Origin of the sequence: Streptomyces sp. NPDC048560, assembly GCF_040650955.1 — a bacterium.
Classification (GTDB): domain Bacteria; phylum Actinomycetota; class Actinomycetes; order Streptomycetales; family Streptomycetaceae; genus Streptomyces.
The window spans coordinates 12706-27494 of record NZ_JBEZIJ010000013.1; the positions used below are offsets into that span (position 1 = coordinate 12706).

13 protein-coding genes are annotated in these 14789 nt (G+C 71.2%); 9 read left to right on the forward strand and 4 right to left on the reverse strand.

The annotated features are described in order from the left end of the window. The first annotated feature begins 1 nt into the window (after nucleotide 1). Nucleotides 2–844 (forward strand): hypothetical protein, encoded by an 843-nt coding sequence (locus AB0C82_RS30095; protein WP_362848015.1) that lies wholly within the window; start codon nucleotides 2–4, stop codon nucleotides 842–844. Between the two features lie 20 nt (nucleotides 845–864). Here AB0C82_RS30095 and AB0C82_RS30100 read toward each other — a convergent pair whose 3' ends face one another. Then, the gene (locus AB0C82_RS30100; protein ID WP_362848018.1) at nucleotides 865–2715 is read right to left on the reverse strand and encodes a hypothetical protein; all 1851 of its coding nucleotides are present in this window, start codon (nucleotides 2713–2715) and stop codon (nucleotides 865–867) included. 121 nt (nucleotides 2716–2836) lie between these two features. Between AB0C82_RS30100 and radA the strand changes: the two genes are divergently transcribed. Continuing rightward, the gene (gene radA / locus AB0C82_RS30105; RefSeq protein ID WP_362848021.1) at nucleotides 2837–4249 is read left to right on the forward strand and encodes a DNA repair protein RadA; all 1413 of its coding nucleotides are present in this window, start codon (nucleotides 2837–2839) and stop codon (nucleotides 4247–4249) included. A gap of 80 nt (nucleotides 4250–4329) precedes the next feature. Beyond that, the gene (gene disA / locus AB0C82_RS30110; protein ID WP_185300133.1) at nucleotides 4330–5454 is read left to right on the forward strand and encodes a DNA integrity scanning diadenylate cyclase DisA; all 1125 of its coding nucleotides are present in this window, start codon (nucleotides 4330–4332) and stop codon (nucleotides 5452–5454) included. A 130-nt stretch (nucleotides 5455–5584) separates the two neighbouring features. Here disA and AB0C82_RS30115 read toward each other — a convergent pair whose 3' ends face one another. Then, nucleotides 5585–6406 carry a hypothetical protein gene (locus tag AB0C82_RS30115; RefSeq protein ID WP_362848569.1) on the reverse strand — a complete coding sequence of 274 codons (822 nt, stop codon included), beginning with the start codon at nucleotides 6404–6406 and terminating at the stop codon, nucleotides 5585–5587. Between the two features lie 229 nt (nucleotides 6407–6635). Here AB0C82_RS30115 and AB0C82_RS30120 point away from each other — a divergent pair, with 229 nt between their 5' ends. From AB0C82_RS30120 to cseC, 5 genes are all read left to right on the forward strand, one after another. Then, nucleotides 6636–7538, forward strand: a complete 903-nt coding sequence (locus AB0C82_RS30120; RefSeq protein WP_362848024.1) for an A/G-specific adenine glycosylase — start codon at nucleotides 6636–6638, stop codon at nucleotides 7536–7538. Nucleotides 7539–7679: 141 nt separating this feature from the next. Next, nucleotides 7680–8300 carry a SigE family RNA polymerase sigma factor gene (locus AB0C82_RS30125; protein WP_362848026.1) on the forward strand — a complete coding sequence of 207 codons (621 nt, stop codon included), beginning with the start codon at nucleotides 7680–7682 and terminating at the stop codon, nucleotides 8298–8300. After that, complete coding sequence (locus tag AB0C82_RS30130) at nucleotides 8288–9028, forward strand: hypothetical protein (RefSeq protein ID WP_362848029.1); 741 nt, start codon at nucleotides 8288–8290, stop codon at nucleotides 9026–9028. Before AB0C82_RS30125 ends, AB0C82_RS30130 begins: the two co-directional genes overlap by 13 nt. Before the next feature lie 29 nt (nucleotides 9029–9057). Next, nucleotides 9058–9771: a two-component system response regulator CseB gene (gene cseB / locus AB0C82_RS30135; protein WP_362848031.1), complete on the forward strand. Its 714-nt coding sequence runs from the start codon at nucleotides 9058–9060 to the stop codon at nucleotides 9769–9771. Further along, a complete protein-coding gene (gene cseC, locus AB0C82_RS30140) occupies nucleotides 9768–11201 on the forward strand; it encodes a two-component system sensor histidine kinase CseC (RefSeq protein ID WP_362848034.1) in 1434 nt (477 codons plus the stop codon). Before cseB ends, cseC begins: the two co-directional genes overlap by 4 nt. Before the next feature lie 172 nt (nucleotides 11202–11373). Here the strand turns inward: cseC and AB0C82_RS30145 are convergent, their stop codons facing one another. Further along, nucleotides 11374–12957 carry an MDR family MFS transporter gene (locus AB0C82_RS30145; protein ID WP_362848037.1) on the reverse strand — a complete coding sequence of 528 codons (1584 nt, stop codon included), beginning with the start codon at nucleotides 12955–12957 and terminating at the stop codon, nucleotides 11374–11376. A 134-nt stretch (nucleotides 12958–13091) separates the two neighbouring features. On the opposite strand from AB0C82_RS30145, the gene AB0C82_RS30150 reads away from it, so the two are divergent. After that, nucleotides 13092–13682 carry a helix-turn-helix domain-containing protein gene (locus AB0C82_RS30150; protein ID WP_362848040.1) on the forward strand — a complete coding sequence of 197 codons (591 nt, stop codon included), beginning with the start codon at nucleotides 13092–13094 and terminating at the stop codon, nucleotides 13680–13682. A gap of 7 nt (nucleotides 13683–13689) precedes the next feature. Here the strand turns inward: AB0C82_RS30150 and AB0C82_RS30155 are convergent, their stop codons facing one another. Continuing rightward, nucleotides 13690–14421 (reverse strand): M23 family metallopeptidase, encoded by a 732-nt coding sequence (locus tag AB0C82_RS30155; RefSeq protein WP_362848043.1) that lies wholly within the window; start codon nucleotides 14419–14421, stop codon nucleotides 13690–13692. Nucleotides 14422–14789 lie beyond the last annotated feature (368 nt).

A 14789-nucleotide genomic window follows, 5' to 3' on the forward strand; every position in this document is an offset into this window, starting at 1 on the left:
CGTGCCAAAGACGAAAAAGGCGAAGCCGGACAAAGTCACGAAGAAGCAGAAAACGAACCGGGAGACACAGCATCCGGAAGCTGATGCGCCCGACAGGCCCGATGAGACGGGCATCGACTTCGCGCGTGCCTGGGTGGAGTTCCCCGACCCGGCGGACGACGAGCAGGTCTTCCGCTGCGACCTGACCTGGCTGACCTCACGGTGGAACTGCATCTTCGGCAGCGGCTGCCAGGGCATCCAGGCCGGCCGCGCGGACGACGGGTGCTGCACGCTCGGCGCCCACTTCTCCGACGAGGACGACGAGAAGCGGGTGGCGGGCCACGTCGCCCGCCTGACTCCGGACCTGTGGCAGTTCCACGACGTCGGTACGGAGACGGGCTGGGTCGGCGTCGACGAGGACGGCGAGCGGCAGACCCGGCGCTGGGAGGGCTCGTGCATCTTCCAGAACCGGCCCGGCTTCGCGGCCGGTGCCGGCTGCTCCCTGCACATCCTCGCGCTGCGCGAGGGCAAGGAGCCCCTTGAGACGAAGCCGGACGTGTGCTGGCAGCTGCCGGTCCGGCGTACGTACGAGTGGATCGACCGTCCCGACGACACCCGGGTGCTCCAGGTGTCGATCGGGGAGTACGACCGCAGGGGCTGGGGCCCGGGCGGCCACGACCTGCACTGGTGGTGCACCTCGGCTACGTCCGCGCACGGCGCCGGGGACCCGGTGTACGTCACCTACCGGCCTGAGCTCATCGAACTGATGGGCAAGCCGGCCTACGACCGGCTGGTCGAGCTGTGCGAGGAGCGGCTGTCCTCGCTCCTGCCGATGGCACCGCACCCGGCCGACCCGACGGGCTGACCGGGTTCCCGGGCTCTCCGTCAGCCGGCCGGATCCGCGGTCGCCGGGCTCGTCCCGGGGTCCGTGGGCGCGGCCGTGTCGCTCGGGCCGGGTGACGACGGCGGGTCGGTCGGCTCGGTGGGGGTCGGCGTCGGCTCCGTGGGGGTCGGCGTCGTCGGGTCCGGTGACGGCGTCGGGTCCGTGGGTGTGGGCGTCGGCGTCGGTTCCGCCGGCTCGGACGGGGTGGGCTTCGCGGGTTCCGTCGGTACGGGCTTCGTCGGTTCCGTCGGGTCCCACGACGGCGGCGCCGTGGCCCCGTACCCGTCGATCACGACCACGGATCCCTCGGGGTCGAGGCCGACCCGTGCACGCCACGGTCCGTCCGGCTCGGCCGCGTGGTTCACGGTGACCCTGAGCGTGACGCTCCGGCCGGGGGCGATCGTGCCGGACGTGCTGCTCAGGCGGAGCCAGGGCGCGTCGACCCAGGCCGTCCAGGAGACCGGTTCGCTGCCGGAGGCGGTGAGGGTGATCGTCGTCAGGTCGCCTGACGTACGGGCCTTGACGGCCAGGCTGCCGGGGCCGTGCCGGCCGCCGGCGCTGATCACCTCGGCCGAGACGTCCGGGGTCCGGGCGCCGGGCGTGAAGCGGCCGTTCTTGTCGGGGCGGGCGTTGCCGGCGTTCTCGTAGTGGTCGTACGCCTCGCCTTCCATGGCGCCCGCGGCGTCCCTCTCCGTCGCTGCGACCGTGGAACCGGCGTGGCCTTCCCCGGTCTGCGGCGCCCCGCGGTAGGCGGCCCACAGGGCGATCACGGGTGCGGCGACGACGGTCGCGACCACGGTCGTCGTCAGGACCCGGGCGCGCAGCCGGTCCCGGCGGGCGGCGTGGTCCTTGGGGTCCAGCGGAAAGCCCGCCCGGTCGAAGCGCGGGCCGCCCGACCTGGACCGCTGGGCGTGGACCATGGCGACCTGGACGGAGGGGAGCGGCGCCCCGACGACGGGGAGCGCGGCGGTCCGGCTGACGGCGGCGCCGGGCCAGGGGCCGGCGGCACCGGCCCGTTCGGCGGCTCGGCGGCAGCGCGGGCAGTCGTCGACGTGCCGGACGAGTTCGCGGCGCAGGGCGGCGGAGAGCAGCACCTGGTGGTCGCCGGTGAGCCGGGCGACGGTGGGACAGTTGCCGGTCTCGACGACCGCGAGGGCGGCGCGGGTCCGCTCCACCTCGCAGGCCGCGGCGGCCAGGAGCTCCCGGGCCACGACCGCTTCGAGGCCGAGGACGGCGGCCACGGCGCGCGGGGTCAGCTGGTGGCGTACCGCCAGCTCCAGTGCTTCGCGCTGCTCCGGGGTGGTGCCTGCCGCCTCGGGCCAGGCCAGCTGGGCGAGCTCGCGGCGGCGTGCCTCGGCTGCGGGGGACTCGGAGGGCGCGGGAACGGCCGCTTCCTCGGGGCCCGAGGGTGCGGGTGAGGGGGATTCCGGTGCGCTCCTCGGCGTACGGCGGGGGGTACGCGCTCCCCCTTTGGCCGGCCGGCGGTGTGCCTGACGGCCGCGCTTCTGCTCGGTGAGCTTGCGCAGGCACGTCCAGCGGGCCAGGGCGTACAGCCAGGATTTACGTTCCTCCTCGCCGGCCGGGCACCGGCTCTCCTGCCGTTCGGCGATGGCGAGGACCGCGCCCAGCGCCTCCGTCGCGGCCTCGTGATCACACAGCACGGAGAGGCAGTAGGTGAAGAGGCCGTCGAGATAGGGCTCGTAACGTGCGGGCGGTCGCTGAGCCGACGAGTGGGGAGCGCGGCGGTGCGCCCGGTGTGCGCCGGTGGTGTGTACGGGGGTCTCCAGCCTGGTGCTCGTCACCTTGCGACCGTAGGCAGGCGGAGGCACACCTATAGCACCTCTTGAGCACATTTAATCCTTACGGGTGAACGTATCCCTCAAAAGAGGACAGCGATTCCGGATTTTGGCGGAAGCCCCCGCGCGCGCCCCTGCGCCGGTCGGGACTGTCGGACCTCACCTATACGGTGGCGCCATGGCTGCCCGTACGAAATCCGCGAAGGACCGGCCGTCCTACCGCTGCACCGAGTGCGGCTGGACGACCGCCAAGTGGCTCGGCCGCTGCCCCGAATGCCAGGCATGGGGGACGGTCGAGGAATTCGGCGGTGCCCCCGCCGTGCGTACGACGGCCGCGGGACGGGTCTCCACCGCCGCCGTTCCCATCGGCCAGGTCGACAGCCGGCAGGCAACCGCCCGCTCGACCGGCGTCGGCGAGCTCGACCGCGTCCTGGGCGGGGGGCTCGTGCCGGGCGCCGTCGTGCTGCTCGCGGGGGAGCCGGGCGTCGGGAAGTCGACGCTCCTGCTGGACGTGGCGGCCAAGGCGGCGAGCGAGGACCACCGCACGCTCTACGTCACCGCCGAGGAGTCCGCGAGCCAGGTGCGCATGCGCGCCGACCGGATCAAGGCCATCAACGACCATCTCTACCTCGCGGCGGAGACCGACCTGTCGGCTGTGCTCGGGCATCTGGACGCGGTCAAGCCGTCCCTGCTCGTCCTCGACTCCGTCCAGACCGTGGCCTCGCCCGAGATCGAGGGCGCGCCCGGCGGAATGGCGCAGGTCCGCGAGGTGGCCGGGGCACTCATCCGGGCCTCCAAGGAGCGCGGCATGGCGACGCTGCTGGTCGGCCATGTCACCAAGGACGGCGCCATCGCCGGGCCACGGCTCCTGGAGCACCTCGTCGACGTGGTGCTGTCCTTCGAGGGGGACCGCCACGCCCGCCTCCGGCTCGTCCGGGGTGTCAAGAACCGCTACGGGGCGACGGACGAGGTCGGCTGCTTCGAGCTCCACGACGAGGGGATCACCGGGCTCGCCGACCCCTCGGGCCTCTTCCTCACCCGGCGCGACGCGCCGGTTCCGGGGACCTGCCTGACGGTCACGCTGGAGGGCAAGCGGCCGCTCGTCGCCGAGGTGCAGGCACTGACGGTCGACTCGCAGATCCCCTCGCCCCGGCGCACCACCTCCGGCCTGGAGACGTCCCGGGTGTCGATGATGCTGGCGGTCCTGGAGCAGCGGGGGCGGATCAGCGCCCTCGGGAAGCGGGACATCTACAGCGCGACGGTCGGTGGTGTGAAGCTCACCGAGCCGGCCGCGGACCTGGCGATCGCCCTCGCGCTGGCCAGTGCGGCGAGCGACACCCCGCTCCCCAAGAACCTGGTCGCGATCGGCGAAGTGGGGCTTGCGGGCGAGGTCAGGCGGGTGACGGGGGTGCAGCGCAGGCTGGCCGAGGCGTACCGCCTCGGGTTCACGCACGCACTCGTGCCGAGCGACCCGGGGAAGGTGCCTTCCGGTATGAAGGTCACGGAAGTCGCCGACATGGGCGATGCCCTCAGAGTGCTCCCGCGACGGTCTCGTCCGGAGGGACCACAGGAGGACAATGTGCGCCGGTAGACTTTGCCCTGGTCTCGCCCGCCCGTACGAACGGTATGAGGGACGCAAGGGCATCGCAAACCTGTGACCGGAGGAGTGCAGTGGCAGCCAACGACCGGGCGGCATCGCCCGGAAAGTCCGGCCAAGGCACCGGTAACGAGGCGCTCATGCGCGCCTCGTTGAGCGCGGTCGCGCCCGGAATGGCCCTGCGGGACGGCCTGGAGCGCATTCTCCGGGGCAACACCGGCGGGCTGATCGTGCTCGGCATGGACAAGACCGTCGAATCGATGTGCACCGGCGGATTCGTGCTGGACGTGGAGTTCACCGCGACGCGCCTGCGTGAGCTGTGCAAGCTCGACGGCGCTCTCATCCTCGACAAGGACATGACGAAGATCCTGCGGGCCGGCGTGCAGCTGGTCCCGGACGCGTCGATCCCCACGGAGGAGACCGGCACCCGGCACCGCACCGCGGACCGGGTGTCGAAGGCCTGCGGCTTCCCGGTCGTATCGGTCTCCCAGTCGATGCGCCTGATCGCGCTGTACGTGGACGGCGAGCGCCGGGTCCTGGAGGAGTCCTCCACGATCCTGTCGCGTGCCAACCAGGCGCTCGCCACGCTGGAGCGCTACAAGCTCCGGCTGGACGAGGTCGCCGGCACGCTCTCCGCGCTGGAGATCGAGGACCTGGTGACCGTCCGGGACGTGACGGCCGTCGCGCAGCGCCTGGAGATGGTCCGCCGGATCGCGACGGAGATCGCGGAGTACGTGGTGGAGCTGGGCACCGACGGCCGGCTGCTGTCGCTTCAGCTGGACGAGCTGATCGCGGGCGTGGAGCCGGAGCGGGAGCTGGTCGTGCGCGACTACGTGCCGGAGCCGACGGCGAAACGATCCCGTACGGTCGCCGAGGCGCTGACCGAGCTGGACGCGCTCTCCCACCCGGAACTGCTGGAACTTCCGGTCGTCGCACGGGCGTTGGGGTACAGCGGTTCGCCGGAGACGCTGGACTCGGCGGTGTCGCCGCGTGGCTTCCGGCTGCTGGCCAAGGTGCCGCGGCTGCCGGGGGCGATCATCGAGCGGCTGGTGGAGCACTTCGGTGGTCTGCAGAAGCTGCTTGCCGCGAGCGTGGACGACCTGCAGACGGTCGACGGAGTCGGCGAGGCCCGCGCGCGGAGCGTGCGCGAGGGGCTTTCGCGGCTGGCGGAGTCTTCGATTCTCGAGCGGTACGTCTGATACGGCTGCGCGGGGTGGGGCGGGTGCCGCCGCGTCAGCGGCGGCCCTCGCACGCCGGACGGGACCCGGGAGCGCCTTTCGCTCGGACCGGGCCGGGCCCCGCGACCCGGCAGCATCCGAACGGCAGGCCCTAGTCCTTCGGAAGGACGAAGGACGCTCGTTGCAGGGGCTCGCCCGGGGACTTGGCCTCCAGGAGGTACGTGCCGGGGCCCGCCTCCTTCGTCGGGGCGGAGGACGCGCACCCGGGGCTGCTCTTCCTGCGGTCCCACTCCACCGTGTGGACGACCGTCGCACCCGCGGGGACCTTCAGGTAGAGGTGACCGGACGCGGCCGGGCAGTCCTCGGAGGACCAGATCCGGTCGTCCTCGCCGCCGGCCTCCGTGATGGTGAGCACCGTGTTCTTCGGGCCGAGGTCCGCCTTGCAGGCGGAGGCCGAGGTGTTCTTGGCGATCAGCTGGAACACCGGCTTGTCGTCGGGGCCGTAACTGACCGCCGTCTTCAGGCTCAGCCGCAACGATCCTGACGTGCAGTCGGGGAGCGGGGAACCGGCAGGTACCTGCTCGGCGCCCGAAGCACCGCCCGAAGTGCCGTCCGAAGCACCGCCCGCAGCGGAAGCGGACGCGTCGGCCGAAGCGCCGCCCCCGCCGTCCGAACCGCCGGCGCCCGGCCCCGTGTCGCCGTTGCTGCCGTCCGAACCCGCGTCCCCGCCGGAGCCGGACTCGTCGCGTCCGCCCGGCTGCTGACTGATCGCCGGCCCCGAGCCCGAGGGTCCCGGCGTGATCGAGGGTGCGGGATCAGGGCCGCCGGCCTTCGCGTCGCCCTTGTTCCCCTCGCCGCCGCCGGAGGTGACGGCCCATGCGATCAGCAGGGCGAACAGCGCGATCAGGGATGCCGCGACTGCCCTCCGTCGCCAGTAGATGGAGGAGGGAAGCGGCCCGACCGGATTGCGCATAGATCCCACGGCGCAAACTCTACGAGAGATCCGGCCCGACTCCGGCCCCACCCGCCGCTCTGATCGCGAAGTTTTGCCGATCATCATCATGGAATACCCGCGAACAGGTCCACGACACGGGCACAGGGGACAGAACGGGTGGCGTCGTCACCCCATGGGCGCCTCGGAAGGGCGACACCCCTGCGCCCGTGACCATCGCCCTCGCTTCCGTGCCAGGATCGTGGGTGCGATGACTGCGACGACTTCGACACACACGCCCCCCGCATCCCTCCACACCCCCGTCATCGGGTGGTTCGAGCAGCACGCCCGCGATCTCCCCTGGCGCCGCCCCGAAGCGGGCGCCTGGGGTGTGATGGTGAGCGAGTTCATGCTGCAGCAGACCCCGGTGAGCCGCGTTCTCCCCGTATACGAGCAGTGGCTGGCCCGCTGGCCGCGCCCCGCCGACCTGGCCGCCGACGCGCCGGGTGAGGCCGTCCGCGCCTGGGGCCGTCTCGGCTACCCCCGCCGGGCCCTGCGCCTGCACGGGGCCGCGCAGGCGATAACGGAACGGCACGGCGGCGACGTGCCGAGTGAGCACAGCCAGCTGCTGGCACTGCCGGGCATCGGCGAGTACACGGCGGCGGCCGTGGCCTCGTTCGCGTACGGCCAGCGCCACGCGGTGCTCGACACGAACGTCCGCCGGGTGTTCGCCCGCGCCGCGACCGGCATCCAGTACCCGCCGAACGCGACCACCGCCGCCGAGCGCAAGCTCGCCCGGGCGCTGCTGCCCGAGGAGGACGAGCGCGCCGCGCGCTGGGCCGCCGCGACGATGGAGCTCGGCGCGCTGGTGTGCACCGCCAGGAACGAGGACTGCTCGAAGTGCCCCATCTCCGGGCAGTGCGCCTGGCTGCTGGCCGGTAAGCCCGCACACGAGGGACCGCCGCGCCGGGGCCAGACGTACGCCGGTACGGACCGGCAGGTGCGGGGCCGGCTGCTCGCCGTCCTCCGCGAGGCGGTGGCACCGGTCCGGCAGTCCGCGCTCGACGCGGTGTGGGACGAACCCGTCCAGCGGGCGCGGGCGCTCGACGGACTGGTCGCCGACGGCCTGGTGGAACCGCTGCCCGAGGGTCAGTACCGGCTGCCGCTGACCTGAGCCGGTCCGCCCCCGCTGTTACACAACCGATGGGCAGCCGTGCGTCCGCGTATGGCTGCTCCGGACAGCCTCGTGACAACGCCTCCGTAGCGTCGCCGACAGCAGTGCACACGGGGACCCACGGGGACGGAGGCGGTTGTAATGGCGCAGGGCGAGGTGCTCGCATTCGAGGACTACGTACGCACCCGGCAGGACGCGCTGCTGCGCAGCGCGCGGCGCCTCGTTCCCGACCCCGTGGACGCGCAGGACCTGCTGCAGACCGCTCTGGTGCGTACGTACGGCCGTTGGGACGGCATCGCCGACAAGTCCCTCGCCGACGCCTATCTGCGCCGCGTCATGATCAACACCCGTACGGAGTGGTGGCGGGCCCGCAAGCTGGAGGAGGTCCCCACCGAGCAGCTTCCCGACGCCAGCGTCGAGGACGGTTCGGAACAGCGGGCCGACCGCGCCCTGCTGATGGACGTCCTGGGTGTCCTGGCTCCCAAGCAGCGCAGCGTCGTCGTGCTGCGACACTGGGAGCAGATGAGCACGGAGGAGACGGCCGCCGCTCTCGGAATGTCGGCGGGTACGGTGAAGAGCACGCTGCACCGGGCGCTGGCGCGACTGCGCCAAGAGCTGGAGAGCCGCGAGGCGGCGAGCCAGGAGGCACGCGGCCGCGAGGCGGCCGCGAGCCGTACGACCGGAGGGCCGGTGCGTGCGCACACACCGGCGCGGCACGACGGGCGTCATGACGAACGGGGGCGGGAGCGGTGCGCGGCCTGACAGACAGCGGTGACCGCACGGACGACGGCGCACCGTACGAGGGCCGGGCAACGGACCGCACCGCACGACGGCGCACCGGAGTCCGTGCCGGACTGGCGGCGAGCAGCACGGCGATGGCCGGGCTCGCCGCCTTCGGACTGTTCGGCGTCAGCTGCTCGGCGGGCGGTACGGGCACCCGCGACGAGGGCCCGGCCGGTTCGCAGCAGGTCGCCCAGGTCACGCCTTCGCTCGCCTCGCCCTCGACGACCGCGCAGCCGACCCGGCGGGTGAACGCCGTGGCGCTCCTCAAGGGGGACTCGAAGGTGAGCCCGCAGGTCAGGGGCGGTCTCCGCCCCTGCTCGGGGGACGACTACCCCGTCGACACCTCGTACGGATCACTGACCGACGGCCCGGCGGCCGATGTCGTGGTCAACGTGCTGAGCTGCGGCGATTCGGTGGGGCTCGGCACCTATGTCTACCGGCCGCGCGAGGACGGCTCGTACGAGAACGTCTTCGCGGCCGAGATGCCCGCGGTCTACGGCACGATCGACCGCGGTGATCTGGTGGTGACCACGCAGGTGTACGGATCGACGGACTCGGTCGCGTACCCCTCGGGCGAGGAAGTGATCACCTACCGCTGGGCGGACGACCGGTTCAGCGAGCACGACCGGGTGCACAACGACTTCAACCGGGCCGTCAGCAGCGGGGAGGGCGAGCTCCCCACGCAGGTCGAGCCGTCCAGGAACTGACCGAGACCGACCGTACGGAAAGCAGTCGCATGGCCGAGACCCACGTCCTCTTCGTCGAGGACGACGACGTGATCCGCGAGGCCACCCAGCTCGCGTTGGAGCGGGACGGATTCGCCGTCACCGCGATGCCGGACGGCCTCTCCGGACTGGAGGCGTTCCGGGCCGACCGCCCGGACATCGCGCTTCTCGACGTGATGGTGCCGGGCCTGGACGGGGTCAGCCTGTGCCGCCGCATCCGGGACGAGTCGACCGTTCCCGTGATCATGCTCTCGGCGCGTGCCGACTCGATCGACGTGGTGCTCGGCCTGGAGGCCGGGGCGGACGACTACGTCACCAAGCCGTTCGACGGTGCGGTGCTCGTCGCCCGCATCCGTGCCGTGCTGCGGCGCTTCGGCCACGCGGCCGGGACGGGCGGGCAGCAGGGCGGCGCGGGCGGCGATTCGCCGTACGGGAGCGACGGCGTACTGGTCTTCGGTGACCTGGAGATCGACACCGAGGGCATGGAGGTGCGCCGCGAGGGGCGGCAGGTCGGCCTCACTCCCACCGAGATGCGGCTGCTGCTGGAGTTCTCCTCCACGCCCGGCACCGTGCTCTCGCGCGACAAGCTGATGGAGCGGGTATGGGATTACGGCTGGGGCGGGGACACCCGGGTCGTGGACGTGCATGTGCAGCGGCTGCGGACCAAGATCGGGCAGGACAGGATCGAGACGGTCCGCGGCTTCGGTTACAAGCTCAGAGCATGAACGGGTGGGCCCTGCGGACCGGAGTCCGCTGGAAGATCAGCATCGCGATCGCCGCCGTGGGCGCGCTCGTCGCGGTGTCGCTGAGCCTGGTCGTGCACAACGCGGCCCGTGTCTCGATGATCGAGAACGCGCGCGAGGTGCAGCTGAAGCAGCTCCTGTTCGCCCAGCGGCTGTACGAGGCGACGAGCGCGAACAACAGCACGCCCAAGTTCGGTGCGAAGCTCAACGACCCCGCCATGCCCAGGAGTCTGCGCGAGGAGGTGCGCGGCAACCGCCGTGCCACCCATGTGGACGAGTACGAGGACGGCGTGCCCGACGTCTGGGCGGCCGTCCCGCTGGCCAACGGCGACATCCTCTCGCTGCACACCCGCTTCGCCGACCGCAGCGCCACGATCATGAGCGACCTCGACCGGGCGCTGATCATCGGCTCGCTCTGCGCCGTGCTGGGCGGCTCCGCGCTGGGTGTGCTCATCGGCGGACAGCTGTCGCGGCGGCTGCGCAAGGCCGCCGCGGCGGCGGGCAAGGTGGCGCAGGGCAATACGGAGGTACGGGTCAGAGAGGCCGTCGGCGGAGTCGTCCGCGACGAGACCGATGAGCTGGCCGGAGCGGTGGACGCGCTCACGGACGCGCTGAACGAACGCATCGAGGCGGAGCGCCGCGTCACCGCCGACATCGCCCACGAGCTGCGGACACCGGTGACGGGGCTCCTCACGGCCGCCGAGCTGCTGCCGCCGGGCCGCCCCACCGAGCTGGTACGGGACCGGGCACAGGCGATGCGGACGCTGGTCGAGGACGTGCTGGAGGTAGCCAGGCTGGACAGCGCGTCGGAGCGGGCGGAGCTTCAGGAACTCCAGCTGGGCGAGTTCGTCAGCCGGCGCATCGCCCGCCTGGGCCCCGACGTGACCGTGCGGGTGATCCACGAGTCGTGGGTCTCCACGGACCCGCGGCGCCTGGAACGCATTCTGGGCAACCTCCTGGGGAACGCGGCCAAGCACGGGGCCTCGCCGGTGGAGGTCACGGTCGAGGGCCGGGTGGTGCGGGTGCGCGACCACGGGCCGGGGTTCCCGGAGGAGCTGCTGCGGGAGGGGCCGAGCCGCTTCCGTACCGGGAGCAGCGACCGGGCCGGGCAGGGGCACGGGCTGGGACTGACGATCGCGGCGGGCCAGGCACGGGTGCTGGGAGCGCGGCTCACCTTCCGCAACACGGCGCGGGAGGACGAGGCCGAGGGCGCAGGCGGCGCGATCGCCGTGCTGTGGCTGCCCGAACACGCGCCGACGGACACCGGCAGCTTCCCGGTGCTGAAGCCGGCGGAGCAGCGCCGCCCCGACGGGCCGCGGAAGCGGGGCGGGCTCAGGAAGCAGCGGACGGGCTCGGAGAACCGAGCCCGTCCGGGTGCCGAGGACGCGACGGGGATCGGGCGGACCCGGTGAGCGTGTCTTAAGGGCTGTCCCGTAACTCCTGGTGGATCAGCGCGCGGCGTCAGATGCGGTGCATCGCAAGGCGGAGGGACGTCCGCATACTGGATGTATTCGGGCGTTCCGACAACGCGGCGAGGTGCCGTAGCTGTCGTCGTGCGCCCGCCAGGGGTTACGGGACAGCCCTTTAGACGGTCTGCGACTCCTTGGCCGTCGGGGACGGCTCGTCGGCGGGGGCGGCGGGAGACGCCGCGCCCCGCAGCGGAACCTCCTTGACGAAGAACGCCGCCACCAGTGCGATCACGGCGACCGAGCCGCCGACCAGGAAGGCGATGTGCGTGCCGGACGCCACGGCGAACTCGTACGCCTCGCGCACGGGGACCGGGAGCTTCTGCAGGCTCGCCGCGTCCAGTTGCGCGGACTTCTCGGTCGCGCCCGCGCCGCCGCGCGCCGCCATCTCGTCCTGCACCCTCCCGGTGAACAGGGCGCCCATGATCGCGACACCGAAGGAGCTGCCGAGCGTGCGGAAGAGGGTGGTCGCGGACGAGGCGACGCCCATGTCCTTGAGCTCCACGCTGTTCTGTGCGACGAGCATCGTGATCTGCATCAGGAAGCCCATACCGGCACCGAGCACCGCCATGTAGAGGCCGGAGATGAGCTCCGTCGTACCGGTGTCCATCTGCGCGAGCAGGAACAGTCCGGTCACCATCAGGGCGCTGCCGACGATCGGGAAGATCTTGTACTTGCCGGTGCTGGTGGTGACCCGGCCGGCGATCAGCGAGACGATCATCATCGCGAGCAGCATGGGCAGGAGCAGCAGGCCGGAGTTGGTAGCCGAGGCGCCCTGGACCGACTGCTGGAAGAGCGGCAGGAAGAGCACGGCGCCGAACATCACGAAGCCGGCCATGAAGCCGATGACCGACATCAGCGTGAAGTTGAGATTGCGGAAGATGTGCAGCGGAATGATCGGCTCGGCGGCCTTCGTCTCGACGAGGACGAAGCCGACGAGGGAGACCACGCCGAGGGCGATGAGCTCCATGATCACGGCAGAGCTCCAGGCGTACTCGGTACCGCCCCAGGTGGTGACCAGCACGATCGCGGTGATGCCCACGGTCAGCAGCGCGGCACCCAGGTAGTCGACCTGGGCCTTCCTGCGCTGCGTCTTCGGCAGGTGCAGTACGGCGGTGACCATGGCCAGCGCGACCACGCCGAGCGGCAGGTTGATGTAGAAGCTCCAGCGCCAGCCCAGGTGGTCGGTGATGGTGCCGCCGACCAGCGGGCCGCCGATCATGGCGATCGCCATGACGCCGGCCATCATGCCCTGGTACTTGCCGCGCTCACGCGGCGGCACCAGATCGCCGATGATCGCCATCACGCCGACCATCAGACCGCCCGCGCCGAGACCCTGGATCGCCCGGAAGCCGATCAGCTGGTTCATGTCCTGGGCCATGCCGCTCAGGACCGAGCCGATCAGGAAGATCACGATGGAAGCGAGGAAGATGCCCTTGCGGCCGTACATGTCGCCGAGCTTGCCCCAGATGGGGGTCGAGGCGGCCGTGGCCAGGGTGTAGGAGGTGACCACCCACGACAGGTGCTCCATGCCGCCGAGGTCGCCCACGATGGTCGGCATCGCCGTACCGACGATCAGGTTGTCGAGCATGGCCAGCAGCATCGCGATCATCAGCGCCAGGATCACCACCCGCACGCTGCGCGCCTGCGGTTCCGGTTTCACCGGCGCCGTGCTGTCCGCCGCCTTCTTCAGGTCCGCCATGGTCCCCACTCCCCTGTTCCCCGGTTCACTGTCCCCGCCCGCCAGGGGACTTACTTGCCGCCCGGCTAGCTCACTACACTGGGAAAGCTAGACCCGTAACTAGCCGGTCGTCAAGTAAGTAATGGGAGAGCATTATGAGCACGGGCAGCACGCCGCAGCCCAGGCGCGGCAACACGCGCCAGCGCATCCAGGACGTGGCTCTGGAGCTCTTCGCCGACCAGGGGTACGAGAAGACGTCGCTCCGCGAGATCGCCGAGCACCTCGACGTCACCAAGGCCGCGCTGTACTACCACTTCAAGACCAAGGAAGACATCCTCAACAGCATCTTCGAGGACCTCAACCGGCCCATCGAGGAGCTGCTGGTCTGGGGCAAGGAGCAGCCCCGCACCCTGGAGACGAAGAAGGAGATCCTGGTCCGCTACAGCGCCGCGCTCGCGAGTGCGGCCCCGCTCTTCCGCTTCATGCAGGAGAACCAGGCGACCGTACGCGACCTGAGCATCGGCGAGACCATCAAGGGCCGGGTCATCGGACTGATCGACCTGATCAAGGACCCCGAGGCGTCACTCACCGACCAGGTGCGCTGCATCAGCGCGCTCCTGACGATGCACGCCGGCATGTTCGCCCTCAGAGACGTCGAAGGCGACCCGGAGGAGAAGCGCATGGCTGTCCTCGAGGTCGCCTTCGAACTGGTCACCCGGGCACACGACCCGGGTCATCACGCGTAGGTACGCGTCAGAGGGTGACGTGCATGGAGCGAAGGAACGAGACCGGGTTGAGCGCGGAACCGTAGTTCGGGGTGGTCCGGATCTCGAAGTGGAGGTGCGGGCCGCTGGAGTTTCCGGTGTTGCCGGAAAGCGCGATCTTCTGGCCCGTCTTCACGGTCTGGCCGATGTTGACGTTGATCTTCGACAGGTGCGCGTACTGCGAGTACTTGCCGTTGGAGTGCTTGATCACGATGGCGTTGCCGTACGCGGGGCCGTCGCCGCCGCCGTTCGGACCGGCCTTGACGACCGTGCCGGCGTGCGCGGCCTCGACCTTGGTGCCGATCGGGACGGCGAAGTCCTGACCGGAGTGCTTGGCGGCCCAGCGGGCGCCGCCGGTGCCGTAGGTGGCGCTCAGCGTGTACTTCTCGACGGGGGCCTCCCAGGAGGAGGCCTTCTTCTTGGCGTTCTTCTTCGCGGCGGCGGCCTTCTTCTTCGCCGCCTCCTTCGCCTTGGCCGACTTCTCGGCCGCCGCCTTCTTCGCGGACGTGGCGGCCTTGCTCTGCGCCTCCGCCTGCTGGGCGACGGAGTGGGCGGCGCCGGCGAGAACCGGGGTGCCGGTGGTGTTCGCCGTACCGGAGGCCGCGAACGCCGCGCCCGCACCGAGCACCATCGATGCACCCACGGAAGCGGCGACCACGGTGCCACGGACTCGGGACAGGGACGGGCGGGCGGACTGCTGGAACGTAACGCGCTTCGACATACGGGGAAGTCCTCCGGTGGTGAGTGGAACCGGCGTTCTGCCGGACGTGCTCCACCTTGGTAACCCGCGCCCCCGCTTCGGTTCAAACCCCCCATCTACGAAGAAAAGCCGTAGTCAGGACACCGGGAATTCATCGCTGACGGTCCTTCGCGCAGACCCTCGCGACGCCCGGAAAACTAATTTCCGGATCGGGTTTAAGCCCAGTTCGAAACGGCCCTAAACGGACACGGGGCGGCCTTCCGGGCACATCACCCCGTTTCGCCGAAGGGCCCCCCGCCGCCGGGGCCGAAGGTCCCTCCCGCGATCATGCCCGCTCCTCCTAAGGCGGCTAGTAGGCCTCCAGGGGCCTGTGCGCCTTGTCACCGCCG

What these genes read in the sequence shown, in the direction of transcription:
- AB0C82_RS30155 (WP_362848043.1), bottom strand. Translation starts at nt 14,421, where the DNA reads ATGTCGAAGCGCGTTACGTTCCAGCAGTCCGCCCGCCCGTCCCTGTCC.
- AB0C82_RS30120 (WP_362848024.1), top strand. Translation starts at nt 6,636, where the DNA reads ATGACTGCGACGACTTCGACACACACGCCCCCCGCATCCCTCCACACC.
- cseB (WP_362848031.1), top strand. Translation starts at nt 9,058, where the DNA reads ATGGCCGAGACCCACGTCCTCTTCGTCGAGGACGACGACGTGATCCGC.
- cseC (WP_362848034.1), top strand. Translation starts at nt 9,768, where the DNA reads ATGAACGGGTGGGCCCTGCGGACCGGAGTCCGCTGGAAGATCAGCATC.
- AB0C82_RS30145 (WP_362848037.1), bottom strand. Translation starts at nt 12,957, where the DNA reads ATGGCGGACCTGAAGAAGGCGGCGGACAGCACGGCGCCGGTGAAACCG.
- AB0C82_RS30125 (WP_362848026.1), top strand. Translation starts at nt 7,680, where the DNA reads ATGGCGCAGGGCGAGGTGCTCGCATTCGAGGACTACGTACGCACCCGG.
- AB0C82_RS30100 (WP_362848018.1), bottom strand. Translation starts at nt 2,715, where the DNA reads ATGTGCTCAAGAGGTGCTATAGGTGTGCCTCCGCCTGCCTACGGTCGC.
- AB0C82_RS30115 (WP_362848569.1), bottom strand. Translation starts at nt 6,406, where the DNA reads ATGCGCAATCCGGTCGGGCCGCTTCCCTCCTCCATCTACTGGCGACGG.
- AB0C82_RS30150 (WP_362848040.1), top strand. Translation starts at nt 13,092, where the DNA reads ATGAGCACGGGCAGCACGCCGCAGCCCAGGCGCGGCAACACGCGCCAG.
- radA (WP_362848021.1), top strand. Translation starts at nt 2,837, where the DNA reads ATGGCTGCCCGTACGAAATCCGCGAAGGACCGGCCGTCCTACCGCTGC.